We start from the raw sequence: 23,745 nt of genomic DNA, 5'->3' as shown, positions 1-23,745 counted from the left end.
TTTTTTTCACTCGTCTTGTATGCCATCATTATGGGGGGAGGCGATGAAGGATGTTCCAGGATTTCAAGCTCGTCAGTGACCGCCCGGTCTCGATACAAGTAAAAGAATACGTCAATCGTTTAATTATAAAAGGGGCGCTTCAGGCGGATCAGAAGCTGCCTTCCACACGAGAAATGAGCGTTCTGCTTAAGGTGAGCCGCAATACCGTCATTGCAGCCTATGAAGGCTTGGAGGATGACGGATTTGCGTATGCAATTCCCGGAAAGGGTAGTTATGTGGCCGCCATGGTGGGCCAGTCAGCCGTAGATAACGGAGGATCTGACGATTCTGCCACCTGGGAGATCGACTGGAAGGCAAGAATGAACGAGTATGCTGTATCGGCTGTTGATCTGGATATGATGAAGCAGGGCATTCGTGCCCAAAAGGGAACTATCTCGTTCACAAGCATCGCTCCGGATGAGCAGCTGTTTGATCTGGGGGATGTAAGGCGAGCTTTTATGGATCGGATGGCAATCGAAGGGCAGGTGCTGCTCAACTACGGCTATGCCAAGGGCTACAAGCCGCTGATTGATTACCTGATGCATTATATGGAGAACAAGGGCGTCGATATAATTGGCAAGGATATGCTGATTACAGGCGGTTTTACAGAAGGCTTTGACATTGTGCTGTCGGCTTTACGCCCTTCTGCACGCCGCGGAGCGGCGATTTGTGAAAATCCGACCCATCACACAGCGATCAAAAATTTGAAGCTGCAAGGATTTGAGATTACCGGCATTCCGATGGAGCGTGACGGTATTGATGTGGAGCGGCTAGAGGAGGTACTGCAGACCAATAGCTTCGATTTGGCCTATTTGACTCCTTCCTATCATAATCCGACAGGCATCGTCATGTCGCCAGCAAAGCGCAGCGCTGTTATGAAATTAATGATGCGCTATCAGATTCCGGTGATTGAGGATGGATTCAATGAGGAGCTGCGCTACTCGGGAGCGCATGTTGCGCCCTTAATAGCGACAGCAGGGCAAGGGAACGGAGTAATCTATATTGGCAGCTTCTCCAAGGTGCTGTTCCCTGGCTTGCGAGTGGGCTGGGTGCTTGGAGACCGAGCACTGATTGACACTCTGGAAAGCATTAAGCGTGCGCGCACCATTCATACCTCAACAATCGATCAATCGATTTTATACCAATATATGCTTAACGGAAATTTCGATAAACATGTAAAAAAAGCACGTACAGAGTATAAGCGCAAATATGAGCTGACAAAGACATGCTGTGAAGCACATCTTCCTGAGGCGCAGGTGTCTGGTGACGGGGGCTTGCATTTGTTCCTTACCTTCCCGACAGGCGTAAATACACGCCAGCTGCTAGAAGCTTGCACAGAACAGGGTGTCATTTTTACACCGGGAGACAAGTTTTTTATTCAAGAAGGCGAAGGGACGAATACATTGCGGCTTGGGTTTTCACGGGTAACGGATGAAAATATCGAACGGGGTATTCAAATAATCGGTAAACAGACGCGTAACTTTCTTAAGGCATAAGGATTAAGAAAAGAGCTATAGAGAAGGAATATTGTTTCGAAGAAGCAATAGTGATCGGATGAACATCCGTAGCCACATAAAGATTTTGAAGAAAAATGAGGTGTCATGATGAAAATTGGCGTTATTATGGGCGGTATTTCCTCTGAGCGTGAGATTTCTCTGCAGACAGGTCAAGAGATGATCAATCATTTGGATCGCAGCCGTTATGAAGTGGTTCCAATGGTGATCGAGCATCGAGCGGATTTAATCGCGCAGGTCCAGCAGGCAGGCATTGATATCGCGCTGTTGGCACTGCATGGTCAGTATGGCGAGGACGGCACGGTGCAGGGAGCGCTGGAGACACTGGGCATTCCCTACACAGGCAGCGGTGTCCTGGCAAGCAGCTTATGCATGAATAAGCAGTTGTCCAAGATGCTGTTGAAGGCAGCGGGTGTGCATACGCCTGCAGGCCTTTACTGGCAGGGGATGGACGATTATGATCCGCAGGTGGTGGAGCATTTGGGCTATCCGGTTATTGTGAAGCCGAATACGGGGGGATCCAGCATCGGCATCCAGCTTGTACAAAATGAGAAGGAACTGCTGCCGGCTGTTCAGGAGGCTTGCAGTTTGGATCAAGCGATCTTGATTGAGCACTATTATGAAGGGACGGAGATTACCTGTTCCATCGTAGATGGCGAGGTATTACCGATTATTAGCATTAGCTCTGCTCGTTCGAAGTGGTTCGACTACAAAGCAAAATACGAGGTCGGCGGCGCTGAGGAGAAGGTGGTCGAGCTTCCCACCGTTATTGAGCAGCGAGTGCGCGAGGCGGCACTGGCCAGCTACCGGCTGCTACAATGCAAGGTCTATGCAAGGATCGATATGATTTTGTGTCAGGATAGACCTTACGTGCTGGAAGTGAACACATTACCGGGAATGACCGCCAACAGCCTGCTTCCGAAGAGTGCGGCAGCTGCGGGTATAACCTTTACACAGCTACTCGACCATATTATTGCCAGCTCGCTCCATGAGCGGAAACAGGAATGGAGGATGGCGTAATATGTTTAGTGAAATGGGGACAGGGCGGTTTATATCCTCGCGCGTACGGGATATTCGCCCATCGGGAATTCGCGCTTTTTTTGATCTGAATGCAGCAGGCGGAGGTACAATCGCCCTTGGGGTCGGAGAGCCTGATTTCGTTACACCGGAAAAGGTACGTGAAGCTTGCATTCAGGCACTGCGTGAAGGACAGACGAAATATACTTCGAATGCCGGCTTGATGGAGCTGCGGGAGGAGATCTCTGCTTATTTTTCCGGCAGCTTGGCGCTTTCCTATGACCCTGAGCAGGAAATGATTGTGACGGTGGGGAGCAGTGAAGCCGTCGACTTGGCGCTGCGAACAGTGATCGATCCGGGTGACGAGGTGCTGATTCCAGCACCAAGCTATATTGCCTATGAACCCATTACCCATCTGCATGGCGGTAAAATTGTAGAGGTGGCGGCTACGGCAGAGGAGCAATTCAAGCTGACCCCGCAAGCGCTGCAAGCGGCAATTACACCTCATTCAAAGGTTTTAATGATCAATTATCCCTGTAATCCGACTGGAACAGTTATGACGAAGCAGAATTGGCTACCGATTACAGAGCTCATTATCAAACATAATCTGGTCGTCATTTCGGATGAAGTGTATGCCGAACTGACTTACGGGAGAAAGCATGTCAGTATCGCCTCCTTGCCGGGCATGAAGGAGCGTACGATTGTCATCAGCGGTTTTTCCAAAGCATTTGCGATGACAGGCTGGCGGGTAGGCTATGCGTGCGGTCCGCATGAGCTGATTGCCGGCATGCTGAAAATCCACCAGTACACAGCCATGTGTGCGCCCACCATTGCACAGATTGCCGCGCTGGAATCATTGCGTCATGGCTTGGCTGCCAAGGATGAGATGATGGCGAGCTACGACGAACGTCGCAAGCTGTTTGTGGCCGGCTTGAATGCAATCGGGCTTGCTTGTCATGAGCCTGAAGGGGCTTTCTATGCCTTCCCTTCAATTACTTCTAGTGGCATGTCATCTGAGCAGTTTGCACTTCGTATGCTGAAGGAAGCGAAGGTGGCGGTCGTACCGGGACATGTATTCGGATCAGGCGGAGAGGGCTTTATTCGCTGCTCATATGCAGCCTCGCTCGTCGATTTGGAGAAGGCGCTGGAACGGATGGGAAGGTTTATGCAGGTAATGCAGCCGGTATGATGAACAGGGTTAATAACTCAAATTTTGCCGAACGTCTTTATGAAATATTTTACAATACCTTTATGTTTTTTGAAAACATAAAGGTATTTTTCTAGGGCGTGTATTCAAACTATAAATCATAGTTAAATGATGGTAAATTGAGATATGAAAAGACGATACGAAATACGCGACGATCAATGGGTTCAAATTAAAAAACGATCTAGAGGCGGATTAACTACCTTTTGGTAGTTAATCCGCATGCCATTTTGCATTAATTGAACATGTGGAACCCGTCGGTGATCAGCGGCATTACCCGCACAGCCAGCTCGGAGGGGGGCTCTGTTCTTCCCTCCAGGTTCCAGCGGTAGGTAACACCGTATAAAGACCAGCTTAACAGGGTTGCTGCGGTTGCGAGCGACTTCGAGTCCGCAGCGGCGTCTGCTCCAGAGATCAGCTGAAGGGTGAGTTTCTCAAGATGCAGCTTGATATTTTCTTCAAGCAAGAGGGCCACTGAATCGTATTTCTTGAAGCAGTGGTGGCTTGTTTCATGGTAATTACATAATGACACAATAAGCTCCAGAAGCGTCTTCTTCGTCAAAGGTCCTTTCGTATCGACTTTACAGACTACCATATTCGTAAATGCGTCCAGCAAAAAGGCTTCGAACAGCGCATATTTATCCGGGAAATGTGCATAGAAGGTCGCCCGGTTAATCGTGGCTGCCTTGGTGATGTCACCGATAGTTATCGAGTTGAAGTCCATGATGTTCAACTGCTGAATGAAAGCATCCAGAATTAATTGACGTGTCCGAATGACGCGCGGGTCGTTTGGATTGGGAGGAAGTACACCAGCCATCCTTTGAACACTCCTTTCAGTAAAGATACTAATCTCTTATTATAAACATGTGTTGAATAGACAACAATTATTATCTCCCAATACGACAGTTTTTTTCACTTCTTGCTTAAGCAACAAATTAGTCGGATTGTTGGTTGAAGCGGGAACAGGAGCTTGATACTATTGCACTCATATCCACTTTGAAAATAATTATTGAAACTATAGGAGGCGTTATTCTTGACTAAAGAGCAGCAGCAAACTCATTCACTGGAGGCCTTATTTGAACCTCATACGGTTCATCAATTAACTATACCTAACCGGATTGTAATGTCGCCGATGGCGCGTGCTTTTGCACCGGAAGGAGTGCCGGGTGAGGATACTGCCGCCTATTACCGACGCCGCGCAGAGAACGGGGTAGGGCTCGTCATCACCGTAGGCATGATCGACCATCCGGCTGCAACAAGTGAGCCCGGACTTCCTAGTATCTTTGGCGAAGCCCCTTTGAACGGCTGGAGGGAAGTGGTCAGACAGGTCCATGAGGCTGGAGGGGTCATATTCCCGCAGTTATCGCATATGGGGATGATTCGCCCCGTGGGTTCCCAGCCTTACCCGGACGCTCCGTCGATTGGGCCTTCGGGACTGGATATGCAGGGGAACAAAGTAAGCGAGCCGATGACGGAAGAAGAAATTGCCAAGGTCATCCAATCCTTTGCCGATGCGGCAGTAAATGCACAGCAGGTTGGCTTCGACGGAATTGAGCTGTCGGGCGGTCACGGCTTACTGATCGACCAATTCTTCTGGGAGAAAACCAATCAACGGACGGACCGCTATGGCGGCGATTTCCTGAAGCGTACCCGGTTTGCAGCCGAGATTGTCCAGGCAGTCCGCGCTGCCGTCGGCCCGGATTATCCGATCTCCATGCGCCTGTCCCAGTGGAAAATGGCAGATTATACGGCGAAGCTGGTAGATACGCCGGAGCAGCTGGAGCAATTCCTGACTGTGCTGGTACAAGCGGGCGTAGACATTTTTCATATCTCGACGCGCCGATTCTGGGAACCGGAATTTGCAGGTTCGGAGCTTAGTCTTGCCGGATGGGTGAGGAAGCTCACCGGGAAGACAACGATTACTGTTGGCTCCGTAGGCATGGACAATGATCCTGCAGATGGAGAGGAGGCAGACAACCAAGGACTGAAGGAGCTGCTGAAGCGGCTGGATAACTGTGAGTTTGATCTGGTAGCTGTCGGACGCGCGCTCCTGGGTGATCCGGCATGGGCGAAGAAAATCCGGGAGGGACGGACAGAGGACATTCTAGCCTTTACTCCTGAGTCTGCAGCCAATCTGTATTGATTGCGTGCTTGTCATAAGAAGGTGACATAAGAAAACCAAACAAGCAGGTTAAGACATCCAGCCTTGATCCGCTTGTTTGATTTCATAAATTAGGGTGATGATATATTTGTATAAAGACAATGTAAACAACCAAACGAAAACAGATGGACGATAAGATCAGAAAAAGAATACACTGACGAAGACGATTGCGGCCTGCTATCCCCAAACCGAAATCCAAAAGTGTATCAGGCTGTGCGGTTTGGAAGGGACGGCGACGGTTCAGTACAATTCCGTTAGGATGGGCTGATCTTACAGCAAAAAGATGATTTTCACTTCCATGGATACCATAAACGCCCGCCGTTAGATACTGTGAATGCCCTATTATCTTTTGCCTATACACTGCTGTCCAACGATATGAAATGGGCACTGGAAGCTGTGGGCTTGGATGCTTATGTAGGTTTTCTGCATAGAGGTTGTTCAGAGTGAGCCTTATCGGCATTGGATGTGATGGAAGAACTTCGAGAAGTATATGCCGGCCGTTTTATCCTTACATTGATTAATAAGAAAAATGATTAAATAAAAGATTTTACAAAAAAAGAAAACGGGGCTGCCATGATGAACGATGTTACAAGGAAAAATCGTAATGAAGGCCTGGCACAATGAAACAGGATAGGATTATTTATCCCTATGTGAATGTATTTCGGATTTTACCCAATTCGACGTTTAAAGTACGAACTCGAAGAGTTGATAGACAAAACAGAAGACAGCTTGCGCTTCTACAACTTAGAAGATAACTACAAAAAGAAAGTGGATCATATAGGGGCCAAAGAAGCTTACGATATGGAAAGTCCGCTGATTCTGTAAGGTGCGAATGTGAAGCTCACATAAAAATCCCGGGTCCTTCGCACCTCGAAAAATGTCGAAAAGCAATTGAATCGGTTGCCTTCAGAAAAGGGCAATGGTTGATCCAAGCCTTTTTGGCATCGTTTTTTACGAGAATGTGTGGAATTGATATCATTAGGGTATGAATTACTTCATTTTTGCTGTCGCACTCCATGTGAGTGCGTGAATGATATGAAAAAAGAAGTCTTATTTCGTGGCCTGCCCAGCAGTGAACAAGTGCAAATTTCTTTTTAACGGATTCCTTAATCGACAAATTCCCCCTTACTTTTATACAATAATGAACTAACATTTACTATGTTGAAGTATAAAATAAGGTGGGAGTTGCTTATGAGGATTTCCATTAGTAAGTTTCTAAAGCGTTATGCAACGATTCTATTGAACTACGCAATAGTTATAGGGGTATTTTATGCTTTGGGATATCAGATGAGTGCTATGGGAATCTATGCAATTCTGACAGGAATTGTGAGTGGAGAAATAATCAATTTGGCATTATCAAAGCGAGAGAAATGAACCTATGTATCCCTTGATTACATCAAAATCGGGGGATTTTTCATTTGATTAAAAGGTTCAACAGAGTTTCTACCTGGGAACTCTATATCATTTACTAATAGTAAAGAATGTGGAGAGATGAAATAGTCATGTCAACTCTGTGAAACCTTTTATTTCGGCAATCCAATTTTACTTTTGCTATTCGTTTTCACAATCTTCCCTTGTGTGTAAGTTATGCTGAATTTTCGTTATAAACATTAGCTGCATAATATATTGACAGATGGTTAATTATGGAGAAGAATAGAGGGTGATTTTTAAAATAATGGAATTTTTATGTGAAGGGTGGTTATGACTTGAAGCATACACCTACGATTTCAGCGGAGTTTGAGGATTATCTAAAACAAAATGATATGACGTTGAGTCAATTTGCCGAATATTCAGGGGTTCATCAAAGAACACTTAGTCATTGGATTACTCAGCATCGTCCTGTTTCCATACAGCAGCTAGACCGAATCACTGTGGCTATGGATTTGCCAGAAGGCTATTTTTACGATCTATACATAGAAAATTACATCATTGACCTTTCCCCGAATTTTAGGCGAATCGAGCCATTATTGTATCGTTGTGCGGAGCTGGACAAGCTGGATGCAATCCGTCGAATGGTTGGACATATCATGGATAATCCGCTGTATGCGACTAGGCTATTTGATGTTGCAGAAGCATTATTTGAACAGGGACGACATGCTGCTGCGCTGCCTCTCTATGAGAATGTCGCAGAAGTGGAGAAATATCAGCATTCTGAACGCTTGGCCACCTGCCAATATCGTATATTCTCGATTCAAGTTGGAGACGACCAAAGCCGTAATCTCAAGGCAGCAACGCTATTTGAACCCTTCGTGGAACGTCTGGATGAAATAGACCAGCTTGATGCGCTAAAAGATTTGGCGAATGTGTATCGATCTTTGCGCTTGTGGGACAGGCTTGATGTGACCGCTCGAAAAATGAGAGATAAAGCGGAAATCCAATATACATTAGAGCATCAGCAGAAAAAGCGAAAGTCTGCGGAAATTGAAAAGAGGCTGAGCCGTCCATTGTTTGTGTATATCACCTATGCTGATTTATTGTGTGCAAGTGTCTGTGAAGCCCAAGGTGATTATCAACAAGCTCTACAATATACATACGCCTACGTTAATTTAGATTGGGTCAAAGAGACAGATGAGGATACTCTGCATTGGATTAAACTATTTCAAAATTGGGCGCTATGTAATACTTACGTTAATAAATTATTATCCGGAGATATAAGTGTGCTTCCGGATTATGTTGAATATATTAGTGTATCATCAAACACCACTAAAGAAATGGTTACTCAACTATTGAATATTATGATGGCGGCTAACCGATTTCAAGTTGATGTGGATGAAGTACTTAAGCAGTTCGAAACGGAGATCGATTCGATCACCCAACAGCAACCATCTGCTGATATGTACACTCATCAAGTGGTTCCAGAACAATTAACGCGTTTTAAATATGAACTGGCTAAATACTACTTAAATAAAGGTAATTATTCATATGGATTTAAAAATTTACTAGACGTTTTATCTAAATCATTAGTCATTAACAAAGAAGCCTTTTTCATTAGCTGCATAAGATTATTTGAGCAGTTCAAACAATTTGCAGACTTTAGATTGTGTACAAAGTATGAAAGTTTAGTTAGAGAAGGGCGAAAAGAAAGATTATTTTATTATTAATAGTTATTAATCATTTCTCAGTGTTGATTCCAAGTTGAATAAAATAAAATATATATGGAAAACGAAGAAGGCAGAATGTTGCTGTGCAAGTAAAGCGGTCGCCTTTACCACGGATTTTAACCTTAATCTGACTTTATTCAGGAAATACAGGGGCGGTGACGATGGGAAGCAATATCGGGCTGCGTAGTGAATCAATAGTTGAATTTTAAGTTCATTTTGTAGGAGTCTGTTGCATTTTAAATAAACATAAAACGCCAAAAAAGTGCCTCTGGAATGCTCCAGAAGCATTTTTTTTGTCGAGCAAATTTTCAAAAAATCCAAAAATTTACGTTTTGTATTAGGATATGACACAGAAGGGGGAATCATGCTGATGAATCCAGGTGTGACTTTACTTCGTGTCGAACGGGCCAGAAAAAGACTGTACCAAATTCAGAAGAAATACGGATTTTTAACGCATCCCAAAGTGATTGAACAATCCATGAAACTGGATGAACTATTGAATCAATACCAAACCTGCAAAATGAAATCTTAGCTAATGTGTGTGCAAGACGCGCTTTTAAAGGAAGAAGACGAACTCCAATCCCCAAACCCCAATCAAAATTCTAAATCCTATACTTATGAAGAGGTGGTAACGTTGTTGAACAAACGAAATCCTGTAACTCCTTTTGGCTGGAAAATCAAACAAAAGCTAGTTGAAATTCAAATGGATCAGAGAACTTTTTGTGACACCTATCATATTCCTGCTAGCCGTTTGTCCAATCTCATTCACGGAACACGTAAGGCCAAAAAATATAGAGTACAAGTATCTCAATTGCTTGGGATCGAAGAATAACCCTCTTTCTCCTTTATGGATACAGGACATCCTAATGATATGTAAGCTACAGTGGCAAAGGACTCCAGGTTTCTTTAATATAGATTGTACATAGGAAGCTTAAAACAAGGAGTGATGGGGATGTTCTCCAGAATGGCAGAGCAGAAGATTGCCGAGGCGATGGCCAAAGGTGAGTTTGATCATTTACCGGGAGCGGGCAAGCCACTGGTCATCGAGGATTTGTCACATGTTCCAGAGGAGCTGCGGATGTCGTACAAGCTGTTGAAGAATGCAGGCATTTTACCGGAAGAGCTTCAGTTACAAAAGGAATGTGTCCAATTACGTGATTTGCTTCACGCTTGTCATGAGGCAGGAGAGCGAGAGCGGATCAGTCGCAGGCTGACTGAAAAATCACTTCGTCTCCGTATGCTGCTGGAGGAAAGAGGGCTGAATACGTCGTCTGTATTTTATGAATATGAGTCCGCTATGCGTAAGCGACTGGAGGAATAGAAGCGAGAGGAGCAAAGGGCGGAATGCCCTTGCCCGTACACTTTGATTTCTGTGCTTTACCTCATTACCGTTGCAGTGCAGATAATCTCGTGAGGCATTGTTTCGTCAGGATGACAGGTTCTTTGGGCAGTTTGTCCAAATGAAAGTCATCGATTAAATCCTCAGCCTTCACAGGCTCAGGTGAATCCAGTAGCCCGGAAAAATAGGCGAGCCAGCCAATGACTGCTTCCGGTGTGACCCCTTGTCGGCGCATAGCTCGGAGTGCTACGCCACCATGTCGTTTGGCCAGCCTTCGCCCATCAGGGCCTAGGACAAGGGGAACGTGTGCGAAACGTGGCGGCTGCAACCCCAAAGCTTGGTACAGCAATAGCTGACGGGGAGTCGAATCGAGAAGATCATACCCGCGTAGTACGTCGGTCATATGCATATCCGCATCATCGATAACGACAGCCAGCTGATAGGAAAACATGCCGTCGGCTCGTTTGACGATAAAATCGCCCCCCTCAGCCGCACCAAAGGCCACATGACCTGCTACCTGATCATGAAACGAAATAACGGCATCTGGATATTGCGGTACTTTAAAGCGAAGTGAAGGGAGTTTATATTGTGCTTTGGCTACGACATCTTGAAAGCTAAGATTACGACATGCCCCTGAATATGCGGGTCCTTCACCAGACAGTCCATGTGGAGCATGGGCGGCGGCCAGAATGTCGGCCCGACTGCAAAAACAAGGATACAGTAAATCTTGCCTCTGTAGTTTCTCCAATGCAGACTGGTAGCGTTCCAGCCGTTGGCTTTGAGTGTAGGAACCGTAGGGACCGCCTACGTCGGGTCCTTCGTCCCAATTCAGCCCGATCCAGCGCAAGTCTTCCATAATCCCTTGCGCCAACTGGCTGCGAGCTCGCGTCATATCAATATCTTCCATGCGCAAAATATAGGTTCCGCCCAGGGAACGAACGTGCAGCCAGGATAATAAGGCAGTACGAGCGTTTCCTAAGTGTATCCATCCCGATGGTGTTGGGGCAAAACGCCCTCTGATGGGTTGGGCCTGTAATTCCATACGAAAGTGACCTCGATTCTATGTTCCGTCCTTCAGCAATCATATCGACCATATTATAAAACGATCTTGCCGCGAGTGCATCCCGACAGGTATAGGAGCTAACACAGAAAACTTACATAGCTGCGATGGCCAGACGGGAAATTTAAATATCTGTATAATAGATTTAGAAGAATTATGCACGACAGACCGAAGAGAAGTTCCAGAGGGTTAGCTTAACCTTTTCTATTCAGTGTTCGATAATTACAGGTAATGAAAAATTCATAATAATAAAGGAATTAAAACTTAGATTCTACGCATCAAGCGTATCATTGGAGAGATTTCATTGACAGATAAACAACTGCCTATTATGCAAGTGATCCCCGAGCTTAAACGTACACTGCAATCCCATTCGGCGGCGGTACTGATTGCACAGCCGGGAGCGGGGAAAACGACGGTAACGCCTCTGGAGCTACTGCATGAGCCGTGGCTGGCAGGGCAAAAGATGATTATGCTGGAGCCGAGGCGTTTGGCAGCGCGTGCAGCAGCAGCGCAAATGGCAAAAGCGCTCGGAGAGCCCACCGGGAAGACCGTGGGTTACCGGGTTCGTATGGATACAAAGGTAGGGCCAAACACACGGATTGAAGTGGTTACGGAGGGCGTACTGACCCGGATGCTACAACATGATCAGGCGTTGGAGGGAGTCGGCCTGATTATTTTTGATGAGTTTCATGAACGCAGCCTGCATGCAGATTTGGGATTGGCACTTGCCCTGCAAAGCCAGGCACTGTTGCGACCGGATTTGAAGATATTAATCATGTCTGCCACCCTGGAGGCAGAGCCTGTATGTAGATTATTAGGGGATGCGCCATTGCTGGAATGTCCAGGCACTGTATTTCCGGTAGAAACCTTTCATATATCCAAACCTTCGTCAACTTCATTAGAGTCCTTTACGGTTGAGACGGTAGAAAAGGTACTCCATGCTCATGAAGGTGATCTGCTGGTGTTTTTACCAGGGGCTAGAGAAATTCACAGAACGGAACGAGAATTGGCTTCAAAGCATTTACCAGCACATGTCAAGGTCATTCCGCTGTATGGGAGCATGAAGCTGGAGCAGCAGGATGAAGCAATACGCCCGTCGGCTTCGGGCAGTCGAAAAGTGGTATTGGCCACTTCAATTGCCGAGTCTAGCTTGACCATCGCCGGAATCACGGTGGTGATCGACAGCGGACTATCGCGGGAGTCTGTATTTTCCGCGCGAACCGGCATGAGCCGTTTGACCACGGTCAAGGTGTCCAAGGCCTCCGCCGATCAGCGGCGCGGACGGGCGGGCCGCCTCCAGCCGGGCGTATGCTACCGGCTGTGGAGCGCGCAGGAGCAAGCCGCGCTCCCCGATGCCAGCCGGCCGGAAATCGCCGCGGCGGATCTCGCCCCGCTTGCGCTGGAGTTGGCGGCCTGGGGCGTGCGTGAGCCCGCCGAGCTGGTCTGGCTGGATGCCCCGCCTGAGGCGGCGTACCGCCAGGCCACAGGTCTGCTGCACCAGCTCGGCTGTCTGGATGCAGCAGCCGATGGCACTACAGGCGGCATTACCGCGCATGGGCGCGAGGTGTCCGCCCTGGGCACGCACCCGCGCCTTGGGCACATGCTGTTGCGTGCTGCGGCCCTCGGCCTGGCACCAACTGCCAGCCGTCTGGCTGCGCTGCTGCAAGAGCGTGACCCGTTCCGCACTCATGGCGGAACGGATTTGCGCCCGCGACTGGATGCCCTGCGCGAGGCGGCCTATGCCCGCAGCACGCACAGCCTGCTGCGGGCAGCAGACGATACGGTGATTCGCCGTATCGTGCAGGAGAGCCGGCAGCTGCTAGCCACGCTGCCAACAGCAGCCGCAGCGCAGGACGAGCCTGACGGCTCCGCGGCTTGCGGGTTGCTGCTGGCCTTTGCGTATCCGGATCGGATCGCGCAGGGCCGGGGGGATGGCCGCTTTTTGCTTAGCGGCGGTCGGGGGGCGCGACTCCGACAAGTGGAGTGGATGTCGCGTTCGTCCTATCTCGTCGCCGCTGAAGTGGACGACGAGGGAGCAGACGGTGCCATTCAGTTGGCGGCACCAATTGAACTGCAAGAGCTGGTCGAACATTGCAGTGAAATGCTGTTGGAACAAGCTAACGTATACTGGGATAGCTCCGCCTCAGCAGTGAGAGCCCGCAAAGTACTGCGGCTGGGCTCACTTGTCTTAAAGGAAACGTCCTATGAGCGACCTCCGGCAGAGGAAGTAGCTGCTGCCTTGATGCAGGGTGTCCGTGAACGAGGTCTAAAGCTGCTGTCATGGAATCGGCAAACCCTCCAGTTGCAGGCGCGTTTGATTTTTATGCACTTCTCGGCCCCTGAGGACTGGCCGGATTGCACGGAATCGGCATTGCTGGATTCTCTGGAAGCGTGGCTGCTACCTTTTGCTATAGGAGCCAAAAATGTATCCGATCTGCAACGGCTGGACAGTGCTGCATTGCTGCTTGGCAGGCTGGATTGGGAACAGCGGCAGCTGCTTGATCAGGAAGCGCCGACGCATATCCGCGTACCCAGCGGTTCCCGCATTCCTGTCGATTATTCAAATCCTGAGGCACCAGCGCTGGCCGTACGACTACAAGAGTTGTTCGGTATGGGGGATACGCCTCGTATTGGACGCGGACGTGTGCCAATTGTATTGCATTTACTGTCACCTGCCCAGCGACCTGTCCAAGTGACTTCCGACTTGTCCAGCTTCTGGAGCGAGGCTTATTTTGAGGTCAAAAAGGATCTAAAGGGCAGATATCCCAAGCATTATTGGCCGGATGATCCACTGGAAGCTGTGGCGACCAACAGAGCAAAGCCAAAGCGTTAAATAGAAGCTATTTTATGCTAATCGACTTTTTGAATTTTTGTAAAATCGTTTAAACGTCATAATAGTGGGGTAATGAAAAACGAACCACTCAACACTAAAATATTTGGGAGGTAACTATCATGGCTAATAACTTAAACGATTATAATGAAAAGAAAATTGTTGGTGTTTTTGATACAGAACAGGAAGCATCTCGTGCGATAGGACAATTGCAGAGCAAAGGAATTCCAAGCAGTGAGATTTCTGTGATCACCCGTGACCGTGACGAGCTGAGGACGATTAGCGAAGAGACAGGCACGAAGGCACCGGAGGGTGTAGCGACAGGTGCGGCTACAGGTGGAGTTGTAGGCGGTGTCGCTGGCTTGCTGGCAGGCATCGGGGCCTTGGCTATTCCGGGTATCGGACCTATCCTTGCCGCTGGACCTATCGCGGCTACTCTTACCGGAGCAGCTGTCGGAGCGGGAGCAGGTGGCTTGGTCGGTGGACTGGTCGGGCTGGGCATTCCAGAGGATGATGCACGTCAATACGAGACCTACGTCGATCAGGGCAAGATTTTAGTGCTGGTGGATTCCGCTGACCATCACAGGGATGTTTATGATATTTTCCGCACCAACCGTTCGCTGAATGCGGATCGTTACAGAACGTATGATGATACGGTGGCGGACACGCCGCGTACAGATGTGTACACAGATACTAGAAGGAACCTGTAAACACCTTACGGCTAGTTAAGAGAGTGATGTACAGTAGGCTTTCCTATTTCCTTTGCATATAGGTTGTTTTTACAGCAGCAGTCTCCCTGAGAGGGAGGACTGCTGCTTTTACATATTTTTACTCATTGATAAACCTGAGATAAACGATGCTTTGCATGCCGTTGGCACGTTTAACCTTCTATATATTTTTACAGAATTGTCGTTATAATAGATTGAGGATTTTGCAAAAATCCTGGATTTATAAATTGCTAGATGTAACAGGAGAGTGACATGAGTCAAAAAGAGAGAATTTCCGAAGTCGCTTTGCTGAGAGGGCTGGCTTTTGCGGCCGTTGTTCTTCAGCATTCCGTCGCACACTATGCGGTTGCGCAGGGGGCGCGCATCCAGGACGGGGTATTGATGACACTTTTACTGCTATGTTCCAAATTTGCAGTTCCTGTGTTTGTATTTATCACTGGAATGGTGTTATTTTACAATTATGATGGAGCCTTAAAGTACGGAACGTTTTTACGTAAAAGATTCATGGACATCATCGTTCCTTATATCATATGGTCTCTTTTATACGAATTGGGAAATCAGCTTGCCCAAAGTGGTGGATATATTCACCCACTTGATTTTTTCCAGAAGTTGTTGAACGGGAAAAGCAGCTATCATCTATGGTACATCGTTATGATTATCCAGTGTTATGTGTTATTTCCCGTGTTTCGTTATGCGGTCCGTCATTTGTCTGCGCTGCTGCCGTCAAAATGGCGACCCGCTGCATTGGCTGGATTCGGCGTGCTATATATTTTGCTCATGTTCGCCGTTGGACCCGTATACCAAGCGATGGATAAGCTCCAGCTTCCGGTTATTACCTCTTGGTTTACCCTGTACGCTGACCGGAATGTGATCTATTTTTTCTTTTATTTTGTGCTAGGAGCGGCAGCCGGGATGAACGTCAAGCGTTGGAATGCTTGGGTAACCAAAGCACAGATGATATACTGGCCGTTGTTTATCGTGATTACAGGCTACTTACTGTATGAGATGATCGGTCAGTTCCAGACGCCGCGAGGTACAGTTATTTCCTTTAACTATTTATCTCTGCTGCGTCCGATCATGGCTGTATATTGCGTTGCGTCTATTTTTGTAGCTTATCGGGTAGCGACGTGGATTGCTCATAAGGGGGGACGTGCGGCGAGTATGTTGACGGCCATCGGAACGTTGTCCTATGGAGCGTATCTCATGCATGCCTTTATGCTACGTATGACCTATTATTTTGACGAGACGTTGTTTGCAGACTGGAGTCACGTTCTTCGTACGCTGGCTTCATTCGTTCTCTGTATGATCTTTTCCGTTGCTGGAACATGGTTGCTGGCACGTTTGCCTCTGGGCAAATGGATCGTGGGGCTTCGGGTTCGTCCTCGCCCGACTGGAGGTCCGCCAGCCTTACAAAAGCAAGCCTGATTTGATAACCCAATCACATATGTTCACAAGAGTATCCCAACGCCAAGAAATAAGGCCAAGGGATACTTTTCTATCTACATTTGTTTAATAGTACACATACTGATAGACTGGATGTTCACATCCATATGGGGAGGGTCGCTAAATGAGTGGTCCAGATATAAGAAGCGTTTTTCCGATGAAAAATATTAGAAGTCTGTGTTTTTTGAACAATGTAGTGATTAATCCATATATCGAAATCGGGGATTATACCTATTATGACGATGATGATAACCCTTTGGATTTTGAGAAAAATGTCCTTTACCAGTTTGATTTTATAGGGGACAAATTAAAGATTGGTAAGTTTTGCGCGATTGCAGCCAAAGCCAAATTTATTATGAATGGCGCTAATCATAATACCAATGCGTTTACCACTTTTCCTTTTGGAGCGTTTGGCGGAGATTGGGAAGTTGGTGTACCCAATTTAAGTGGGGGCTACAAAGGGGACACTGTGGTTGGAAATGATGTTTGGATTGGTTACAATGCTACCATTATGCCCGGAGTTCAAATTGGTGATGGCGCGATCATTGCGTCAAATGCCGTGGTGACAAAAGATGTTCTGCCATATTCCATTGTAGGAGGAAATCCCGCGAAGTTAATTCGTTATCGGTTTGATGAGGAAACTATAGCGATGCTCCAAACCCTGAAATGGTGGGACTGGGACATCCAAAAAATAACAGAATATATTCCTGTTTTGACAAGTAACGATACGGAGGCCTTAAAACAATTAATCCAGTCTTCGTAATCTGTAACTCTATTTTTTTAGCTTTAGTTACATTATTTCAACATATGAAAAATTCATAATAGCAAGAACAATAAAATCATTTCTCAGCGCTGCGCACACTACTCTATATCGCCTCATTCTATATCTCTCACCATCTTAAAACAGGTCACAAGGGATGGAGAGTTCTCATAAACTCTTATCTCATCAAAGGAAATAGTGTATGGACGCAGAGTGGTTTATAATGGAAGATAAGGTGCACGAATAAGGTGTGGAGGAGGCTGTGAAATGGCGTTTATGATATCCCAGCGGGCTTTTATCAAAATTTATCTGATCACAATGGTGGAGAGGCATCGCGGTTATGGATATCAGATGCTCGAATCGATGAAGGATGAGTTTAGTGGCTTTGGATATGTTCCGCCTCAGAGCGAGGTTTACCGGGCGCTGCATGAGCTGGTACAGGAAGGCGTTTTTTACCGTACCAAGCGATTGAAAGGAACAGACCCGCGCGTGGATTTTCAGGAGATTGTACTCTATCACTTTACAGATGATGGGGAGGAGAAAGCACGATTGTACAAGAAGCAGGTCAAAGCTGATTTGGACCGTTGCTTAGGTATGCTGCATAAAGCGGAACAAGACAACTATTCCTAACCACGAAAGGATGAGAATGATGGGTAGAAAGCTGAAATGGGGAATTTTAGGCACTGCGGAGATCGCCCAAATCGCTGTAATTCCTGCGATTCAGCAATCTGAACGCGGAGAAGTGCTTGGGATTGCTAGTCGTAATGCGGATAAAGCCGCTGAGGCCGCCCGGGAGTTCGATATTCCAAAAAGTTATGGAAGCTATGATGAACTGTTGGCTGATCCCGAAATCGGAGCGCTGTACATTCCGTTGCCAAACCATCTGCATGAAGAGTGGACCATTCGGGCAGCGGAGGCTGGAAAGCACGTTTTGTGTGAAAAACCATCTTCTCTTAGCTCGGCTGGGACAAGCCGCATGATTGAAGCATGTCAACGTGCAGGAGTGATCTTTGCAGAGGCTTTTATGTATCGCTATCATCCCAAACATCGAAGAATTAAGGAAATTATCAATAGTGGGGAAATTGGTGACATTCGCGGCATCCATTGCACGTTTACGTTTAACAATACCGATCAGGCAGATAATGTGCGCTTTAATAAAAACATGGGCGGCGGCTCGCTGTATGATGTGGGCGTCTATCCGATATCAGCCGCTCGTATGTATTTGGATCGGGAGCCGGAGGCAGTGACGGTACATGCCTTATTTTCCCCGGAGCATGACAACGTCGATATGATGGCTTCCGGCTTGCTGGAATTTCCGGGTGGAGTCAACCTTACTTTCGATTGTGGCATGTGGGCAGCCAATCGTTCCAACATGGAAATTCTCGGTAGCAAGGGTACGATTGCGATGCCCAAAATGTTCGGCTGGGAAAGAACGTCTGTGGTACCGCAAATTTTCGTCCACGTCGGTTCGGTTACGCGTGAGGAACGTCTGAAAGGTTTTAATTCCTTTGAACTGCAAGCAAATGCTTTTGCCGAAGCGGTGCTTGATGGTGTTCCGTTGCCGTATGAGCCAGAAGATGCGGTGAGCAATATGAAAGTGATCGACGCTTGTATCGAATCAGCTCGCAGTCGGAAACGGATAGAAATTGGATAAGCAGGATCACCGTATTCCCGTAAGGCATAAAAAAGCAGCCTGTCCAAAGGACAAGCTGCTTTTTTAGATGAACGAATACATAAGCCTATAGCATTACATATTTTCATCATAATCGGTGACATCACGCTTGGCGGCAGTTGCAGGCGAGTTCGATGTACCGTATTTTTCTACGGCGTCCCATGCGCCCGCATCGTCAAATCGTCCTGCATTTCGTTGGCGAACCTCACCTGCACCCTTGGGTGGCGGAGTCATGACCTGTTCCTCGACCGGGCGGTCATTCGATAATTCTCGAGTTGGCGTGTGCTCGACGGTATAGGCTGTATATGGAATGGCTTGCAACCGTTCAAAAGGAATTTCTTCCCCGCTCTCCACACATATCCCGTACGTCCCATTCTTCATCCGTTGAAGGGCAGCATTGACCTGCTCCAGCTCGTCTTGCAGCGAATCATTAATCGCCAGATCACGGGACCGTTCAAAGGTTTCTGTCCCTATATCAGCGGGGTGGTTGTCATAGGACGAGAGCTCACCTGTAGAATCTGTCAGTGTTTCTCCCAATGGAGCGTTTTCCTGACCGTTTTGTTCAAAATGCTTTTCTAAATCCTTTTTCTGCTCCAACAACATATGTTTCAGCTCTGCAAGCTGCGAATCGTTCAAGTGGTTCATGATCATCTCTCCCCTTCGTGGTCTGGATAAGTGACACGTATGCTCTTTTATACCCGTTCATAGGGCTGGGCAATCAGCAGAGACTTTTATTCCCAGCCTAGAATGTGATATAAAAAGAATAGTGTGTTAAGGAGGGAATAACCGATGGATGAACATATGAAGCGTCGTCTGGATAAGCAAAAGCAGTTGTTTAAGCAACTGGGCATTCAGCTGGACGCGCTCTCCATTCATGAGAAACAGTTTAAGAATAAAATGCGCGGCTATGATCCGGACGAGGTGGATGCCTTTCTGGATGAAGTGATCAAGGATTACGAACGCTTTTATGCGAATATAGCCGACCTGATGGACAAGTGGCAGGAGCAGCAGGCAACCATACGTGATTTGAAAAATGCACCCAAGCCTGCCGCCGACCTTAATGGACTTGACCGTCGTCAACTGGAGGATATCGTTAAGCAGTTGGAATATAGTGTACGCCAATTAAAAGTGCGAGTACGTCCTGAAAATGACTATTTTCCGGAGTAAGGTGCAGTAAGCACTGTGTTGGTGCCTCTATTGTGGTATGATGGAAACATGCATTTTACCAAACATTTAATGAGGCACACACATAAAGGTGGTTAACATGAGTACCCATTTTTCCGTTAGTATCCATTGTCTGCTTCTTCTGGCTGAAGGGGCACCGGAGCGAATGACATCGTCACTTATTGCTTCCAGCATCAATACAAACCCGGTAGTTGTGAGAAGGATTATGAGCCGACTCAAGCAAGCGGGTTTGGTGGATTCGTCGCCTGGAGCACGCGGCTTTCGTCTAAGTATGTCCAGTTCAAACATCAATCTGAAAATGATCTATGAGGCGACCAAGGATGAAGGTCCGTTGTTCGCCATCCATACCGATAGCAATCATAATTGTGAGGTAGGCAGGAACATAGACGCATTGTTGGATGGTTTATATACCGTGGCAGAGCAGAAAATACAGGCGTTTTTCGAGACCGTTACGCTGCGAGATCTGGAGCAGGCACTTCAGCAGCGCGTGGGGCAACAAAGTTCATCCGTGTAAAGACGCTGGTAAGGAGAAATTGATATGAAAATCATCGTACTTTCAGACACTCATATGCCGCATAGAAGCAAAACGTTGCCTAGTCGGCTTGTACAGGAGTTAAAAGGCAGTGACCTCATTCTCCATGCCGGAGACTGGACGGATTGGTTCGTATATGAACGTCTAGCTGAGTTTGCGCCTGTGCAAGGCATTGCCGGAAACAATGATGGAATGGACATCGTGGAGCGTTTAGGCTATCAGCGAATCGTTGAAGTTGAAGGCAAGCGGATCGGTATGGTTCACGGTCACGGCTGGCGAGGAACGACAGAAAATATCGCATTGAATACGTTTAAGGGAGAAACGCTGGATTGTCTGATTTATGGACATTCGCATATTCCGGTGGTCAAAACGATTGACGGTCAGCTTGTCCTTAATCCCGGGTCTCCGACGGACAAACGTGGCGAAGACGAATATTCATTTATCGTGCTGACGATTGAAGCTGATCAGATGGAAGCACAGCTTGTTCTTTATCCAGATAAACATTGATTTAAAACCAACAACTGTTGATTAAAGGGGAAGCTATGGCTATTTTTGAATTAGAACCAATGAAGCATCATGTGTTGATCTGCAATGGAGGCACATGTATGCGACATGAGGGTGAAGAAGTTACACAGGCAATTCGGGATGAAATTCGTAAACAAAATGCAGAAGCATATATTCACACGACCAGAACTCGCTGTAATGGGCGTTGTCATGATGCTGCGGTTGTGATCGTATATCCTCAAGGGGACTGGTATGGTCAAATGACCCCTGACTCGGGGACTCAACTGGTGCAGAAGCTCGTAACGGGAGAGAAGCTGGAACCTCATCTTTTTCATGAGTGTACAGGTCAATCCAGTTCGGAATAATTCAATCAACCATCTATAAGTACATGAGTAGAGAAAATCTTTGCAGAGATTTTCTCTTTTTTGCGTTTAATCCCCGATGTGAAAGGTAAAAGTATACTGTGGACACCAATCCGATAGGGAGGGAAGTAAAATGGCCCCATTTGAAGATAACCTGCACGATCAGAATCAGCAGAAAGGACAGACGGGGAAAGGAATAACGGAGTCTAAACATCAGAAACAGTCGATCAATCGAGATCATGCAGAGCAGTATCCGACAGAGCAGGAAAGCTTGTTCGACCGTTTTGAGATCGAGCAGACGGTAGACGCCATTCCTGTAGAGGATTTGAAGATGGAAAGACAGGAGGAGAGAGACAAGGATGCAACCAAGCACACCTCTTCCAGTGAGAAAAAATATAATGGTGGCGTATAATTATCAACTAACTGGTAATATTTAAAAAGAAATCTCTTGACTTTAAGATATATGTAATGTATATTAAGTTACGAAAAGTAATTAATTTTTCTCAGGAGGTAACAAAATGGCTAAAGACTTCTTCACAGCTCTGAAAGACAGACGCTCCTATTATGGTATTAGCAAAGAACAGGTCATTTCTGACCAACGGATTCAAGAGATTGTAGAGGAAGCTGTTAAGTACACACCTACCTCTTTCAACTCCCAAACTTCACGTGCTGTAGTGTTGCTCGGAGAGCATCATGATAAACTGTGGAATATTACAGAAGATATTTTACGTGAGGTTGTAGGCAATGAGGAGCAATTCAAGTCTACTGCCGAGAAAATGAACGGTTTCCGCAGCGGATACGGAACAGTCTTGTTCTTTGAAGACAATAACGTGGTGGCTGGTCTGCAACAACAATTTGAAGCCTATGCGGACAATTTCCCAATCTGGTCCAACCAATCTAATGGTATGCTGCAATTGGTGGTATGGACGGCTCTGGAGCAAGAAGGACTGGGGGCATCCCTTCAGCATTACAACCCATTGATTGATGAAAAAGTGAAAAACGAATGGAACATTCCTGAGCATTGGAAACTGATTGCTGAAATGCCATTTGGTAAACCGACATTCCAACCAGGTGAAAAAGAATTCCAGCCTGTTGAAGAACGCGTAAAAACATTTAAATAATTATAATTTTCACGATAAAATGATGATTCAGGCTCGACCTGGTAAAGCACTGTGGGTATCCACAGTGCTTTTTGTCATTCCATTTTTAAGGCATATAAGCTCTGATATGTACGGACACAGGGGTTAATTCATCCGTTAGTGGGTGATATTATGTTTAAAATTGGATGAGAAGTTTACATTGGTGTTATTGCGGTTTTATGCAGATGTCTAGGATAACGCGCATTCAAAGGAGGAAAAATGATGAACTATGATTGCATTATTGTTGGTGGGGGAATTGCCGGATTGCAAGCAGCGATTCAATTGGGGAGATACAGCAGTCATCGAGTTCTAGTGATAGATTCGGGCTATGGTCGATCTACGCTGTGCCACCATTATCATAATATTTTGGGCTTTCCTGACGGAATTTCTGGTGAAGAGCTGCGACGGCTTGGACGTAGTGAAGCCACAAAACTAGGTACTGAGTTTATTGAAGGGAAGGTGGTAAAAGCCGCCAAAAGAGATGAGCTTTTTGACATTCAAGTGGAGGCAGAAACCGTGTATTCATCTAAGACGCTGTTATTAGCTACAGGGCTAACGGACCGTTTTCCAAAGCTGGATGGGTTGCAAGCCTGCTTGGGCAACAGTGTATATGTGTGCCCGGACTGTGACGGTTATGAGGTTCAGGATCGCAGCACGGTCGTCATGGGGGCCGGTAAAGCAGGAGCTTCCATGGCTCTGATCTTGTCAGCGCGTACCGATCAACTTGTTTATGTCAATCATGAGCGTTCAGAGGTGCCGGACGAGCTGATTGTGAAGCTGCGGGAAAAAGGGATTGGCTATAAGGAAGTAGCCATTTCTGAGATTATAACCGGAGAACCGGGTTGTTTTAAAGGAGTGCGGCTGGCTGATGGACAAGTGGTTCGAGCAGAGCGGGGCTTTTTAGCTTTTGGCAGCAATCATGTTCATTCAGAGCTGGCAGAGCAACTGGGTGTACATCTGCTGCACAATAAGCATATTGAAACTCATCCTCGCAGCAAAATGACAAATGTGGAAAATGTATGGGTAGCCGGGGACTTAGGAGCTCATGCCGAGCAAGCGACTGTGGCGATGGGAGAAGGAGCTATGTCAGCGATTTGGATACACAAGGTATTAACTGGTATGAAAACAAAAGTACCGCAGCTCTGAGAGCTGCGG

General features: G+C 46.8%; 25 protein-coding genes. 22 read left to right on the top strand and 3 right to left on the bottom strand.

Translation table 11 applies throughout. The annotated features are described in order from the left end of the window. The first annotated feature begins 50 nt into the window (after nucleotides 1-50). From G9G54_RS00865 to G9G54_RS00855, 3 genes are all read left to right on the top strand, one after another. Nucleotides 51-1,535 (top strand): aminotransferase-like domain-containing protein, encoded by a 1,485-nt coding sequence (locus tag G9G54_RS00865; RefSeq protein ID WP_165175573.1) that lies wholly within the window; start codon nucleotides 51-53, stop codon nucleotides 1,533-1,535. A gap of 108 nt (nucleotides 1,536-1,643) precedes the next feature. Beyond that, the gene (locus tag G9G54_RS00860; RefSeq protein ID WP_165176687.1) at nucleotides 1,644-2,573 is read left to right on the top strand and encodes a D-alanine--D-alanine ligase; all 930 of its coding nucleotides are present in this window, start codon (nucleotides 1,644-1,646) and stop codon (nucleotides 2,571-2,573) included. Between the two features lies 1 nt (nucleotide 2,574). Further along, entirely contained in the window at nucleotides 2,575-3,759 is a 1,185-nt protein-coding gene (locus G9G54_RS00855) for an aminotransferase class I/II-fold pyridoxal phosphate-dependent enzyme (RefSeq protein ID WP_165175572.1), read from the top strand. A 250-nt stretch (nucleotides 3,760-4,009) separates the two neighbouring features. Here G9G54_RS00855 and G9G54_RS00850 read toward each other — a convergent pair whose 3' ends face one another. Next, complete coding sequence (locus tag G9G54_RS00850; protein WP_165175571.1) at nucleotides 4,010-4,591, bottom strand: TetR/AcrR family transcriptional regulator; 582 nt, start codon at nucleotides 4,589-4,591, stop codon at nucleotides 4,010-4,012. Between the two features lie 216 nt (nucleotides 4,592-4,807). On the opposite strand from G9G54_RS00850, the gene G9G54_RS00845 reads away from it, so the two are divergent. The 6 genes from G9G54_RS00845 to G9G54_RS00820 all read left to right on the top strand — a co-directional run bounded on the left by G9G54_RS00845 (nucleotide 4,808) and on the right by G9G54_RS00820 (nucleotide 10,357). After that, nucleotides 4,808-5,917 carry an NADH:flavin oxidoreductase gene (locus G9G54_RS00845; protein WP_165175570.1) on the top strand — a complete coding sequence of 370 codons (1,110 nt, stop codon included), beginning with the start codon at nucleotides 4,808-4,810 and terminating at the stop codon, nucleotides 5,915-5,917. 348 nt (nucleotides 5,918-6,265) lie between these two features. Next, nucleotides 6,266-6,382, top strand: coding sequence for a CRISPR-associated endonuclease Cas1 (locus G9G54_RS26170; RefSeq protein ID WP_416381841.1), 117 nt, complete (start codon nucleotides 6,266-6,268; stop codon nucleotides 6,380-6,382). 1,259 nt (nucleotides 6,383-7,641) lie between these two features. Further along, nucleotides 7,642-9,036 carry a helix-turn-helix domain-containing protein gene (locus G9G54_RS00835; protein WP_165175569.1) on the top strand — a complete coding sequence of 465 codons (1,395 nt, stop codon included), beginning with the start codon at nucleotides 7,642-7,644 and terminating at the stop codon, nucleotides 9,034-9,036. A gap of 364 nt (nucleotides 9,037-9,400) precedes the next feature. Continuing rightward, a complete protein-coding gene (locus G9G54_RS00830; protein ID WP_081330748.1) occupies nucleotides 9,401-9,568 on the top strand; it encodes an aspartyl-phosphate phosphatase Spo0E family protein in 168 nt (55 codons plus the stop codon). Between the two features lie 105 nt (nucleotides 9,569-9,673). Continuing rightward, the gene (locus G9G54_RS00825) at nucleotides 9,674-9,868 is read left to right on the top strand and encodes a hypothetical protein (protein WP_061829457.1); all 195 of its coding nucleotides are present in this window, start codon (nucleotides 9,674-9,676) and stop codon (nucleotides 9,866-9,868) included. 114 nt (nucleotides 9,869-9,982) lie between these two features. Further along, on the top strand, nucleotides 9,983-10,357 hold the full coding sequence (locus G9G54_RS00820; RefSeq protein WP_165176685.1) for a DnaJ family domain-containing protein: 375 nt from the start codon (nucleotides 9,983-9,985) through the stop codon (nucleotides 10,355-10,357). A 64-nt stretch (nucleotides 10,358-10,421) separates the two neighbouring features. Here the strand turns inward: G9G54_RS00820 and gluQRS are convergent, their stop codons facing one another. Continuing rightward, entirely contained in the window at nucleotides 10,422-11,417 is a 996-nt protein-coding gene (gluQRS, locus tag G9G54_RS00815; protein ID WP_165175568.1) for a tRNA glutamyl-Q(34) synthetase GluQRS, read from the bottom strand. A 322-nt stretch (nucleotides 11,418-11,739) separates the two neighbouring features. Between gluQRS and hrpB the strand changes: the two genes are divergently transcribed. The 6 genes from hrpB to G9G54_RS00785 all read left to right on the top strand — a co-directional run bounded on the left by hrpB (nucleotide 11,740) and on the right by G9G54_RS00785 (nucleotide 18,850). After that, on the top strand, nucleotides 11,740-14,268 hold the full coding sequence (gene hrpB, locus G9G54_RS00810) for an ATP-dependent helicase HrpB (RefSeq protein WP_165175566.1): 2,529 nt from the start codon (nucleotides 11,740-11,742) through the stop codon (nucleotides 14,266-14,268). A 119-nt stretch (nucleotides 14,269-14,387) separates the two neighbouring features. Then, nucleotides 14,388-14,975 (top strand): general stress protein, encoded by a 588-nt coding sequence (locus G9G54_RS00805; protein ID WP_103047817.1) that lies wholly within the window; start codon nucleotides 14,388-14,390, stop codon nucleotides 14,973-14,975. A gap of 270 nt (nucleotides 14,976-15,245) precedes the next feature. Continuing rightward, nucleotides 15,246-16,418: an acyltransferase gene (locus G9G54_RS00800; protein ID WP_165175564.1), complete on the top strand. Its 1,173-nt coding sequence runs from the start codon at nucleotides 15,246-15,248 to the stop codon at nucleotides 16,416-16,418. A 142-nt stretch (nucleotides 16,419-16,560) separates the two neighbouring features. Continuing rightward, on the top strand, nucleotides 16,561-17,199 hold the full coding sequence (locus tag G9G54_RS00795) for a CatB-related O-acetyltransferase (protein ID WP_165175562.1): 639 nt from the start codon (nucleotides 16,561-16,563) through the stop codon (nucleotides 17,197-17,199). A gap of 264 nt (nucleotides 17,200-17,463) precedes the next feature. After that, nucleotides 17,464-17,826 carry a helix-turn-helix transcriptional regulator gene (locus G9G54_RS00790; RefSeq protein WP_013310011.1) on the top strand — a complete coding sequence of 121 codons (363 nt, stop codon included), beginning with the start codon at nucleotides 17,464-17,466 and terminating at the stop codon, nucleotides 17,824-17,826. 19 nt (nucleotides 17,827-17,845) lie between these two features. Next, nucleotides 17,846-18,850: a Gfo/Idh/MocA family protein gene (locus tag G9G54_RS00785; protein WP_165175561.1), complete on the top strand. Its 1,005-nt coding sequence runs from the start codon at nucleotides 17,846-17,848 to the stop codon at nucleotides 18,848-18,850. A 93-nt stretch (nucleotides 18,851-18,943) separates the two neighbouring features. Here the strand turns inward: G9G54_RS00785 and G9G54_RS00780 are convergent, their stop codons facing one another. Then, nucleotides 18,944-19,513, bottom strand: coding sequence for a TraR/DksA C4-type zinc finger protein (locus G9G54_RS00780; RefSeq protein ID WP_165175559.1), 570 nt, complete (start codon nucleotides 19,511-19,513; stop codon nucleotides 18,944-18,946). A 144-nt stretch (nucleotides 19,514-19,657) separates the two neighbouring features. On the opposite strand from G9G54_RS00780, the gene G9G54_RS00775 reads away from it, so the two are divergent. The 7 genes from G9G54_RS00775 to G9G54_RS00745 all read left to right on the top strand — a co-directional run bounded on the left by G9G54_RS00775 (nucleotide 19,658) and on the right by G9G54_RS00745 (nucleotide 23,736). Next, nucleotides 19,658-20,035: a DivIVA domain-containing protein gene (locus G9G54_RS00775; RefSeq protein ID WP_023988297.1), complete on the top strand. Its 378-nt coding sequence runs from the start codon at nucleotides 19,658-19,660 to the stop codon at nucleotides 20,033-20,035. A 97-nt stretch (nucleotides 20,036-20,132) separates the two neighbouring features. Then, nucleotides 20,133-20,567 (top strand): Rrf2 family transcriptional regulator, encoded by a 435-nt coding sequence (locus G9G54_RS00770; RefSeq protein WP_013310015.1) that lies wholly within the window; start codon nucleotides 20,133-20,135, stop codon nucleotides 20,565-20,567. A 24-nt stretch (nucleotides 20,568-20,591) separates the two neighbouring features. Continuing rightward, entirely contained in the window at nucleotides 20,592-21,092 is a 501-nt protein-coding gene (locus G9G54_RS00765) for a metallophosphoesterase family protein (RefSeq protein ID WP_165175558.1), read from the top strand. A gap of 35 nt (nucleotides 21,093-21,127) precedes the next feature. Beyond that, the gene (locus G9G54_RS00760; protein WP_061830316.1) at nucleotides 21,128-21,454 is read left to right on the top strand and encodes a (2Fe-2S) ferredoxin domain-containing protein; all 327 of its coding nucleotides are present in this window, start codon (nucleotides 21,128-21,130) and stop codon (nucleotides 21,452-21,454) included. A gap of 130 nt (nucleotides 21,455-21,584) precedes the next feature. Then, nucleotides 21,585-21,863, top strand: coding sequence for a hypothetical protein (locus G9G54_RS00755; protein WP_165175556.1), 279 nt, complete (start codon nucleotides 21,585-21,587; stop codon nucleotides 21,861-21,863). Between the two features lie 106 nt (nucleotides 21,864-21,969). Next, nucleotides 21,970-22,572, top strand: a complete 603-nt coding sequence (locus G9G54_RS00750; protein ID WP_025722870.1) for a nitroreductase family protein — start codon at nucleotides 21,970-21,972, stop codon at nucleotides 22,570-22,572. Between the two features lie 240 nt (nucleotides 22,573-22,812). Beyond that, nucleotides 22,813-23,736 (top strand): NAD(P)/FAD-dependent oxidoreductase, encoded by a 924-nt coding sequence (locus G9G54_RS00745; protein ID WP_165176683.1) that lies wholly within the window; start codon nucleotides 22,813-22,815, stop codon nucleotides 23,734-23,736. Nucleotides 23,737-23,745 lie beyond the last annotated feature (9 nt).

It is taken from the genome of Paenibacillus sp. EKM212P, from assembly GCF_011066115.1.
GTDB classification, from domain to species: domain Bacteria; phylum Bacillota; class Bacilli; order Paenibacillales; family Paenibacillaceae; genus Paenibacillus; species Paenibacillus polymyxa_B.
This window is presented reverse-complemented; position numbering and strand designations above follow the sequence as displayed.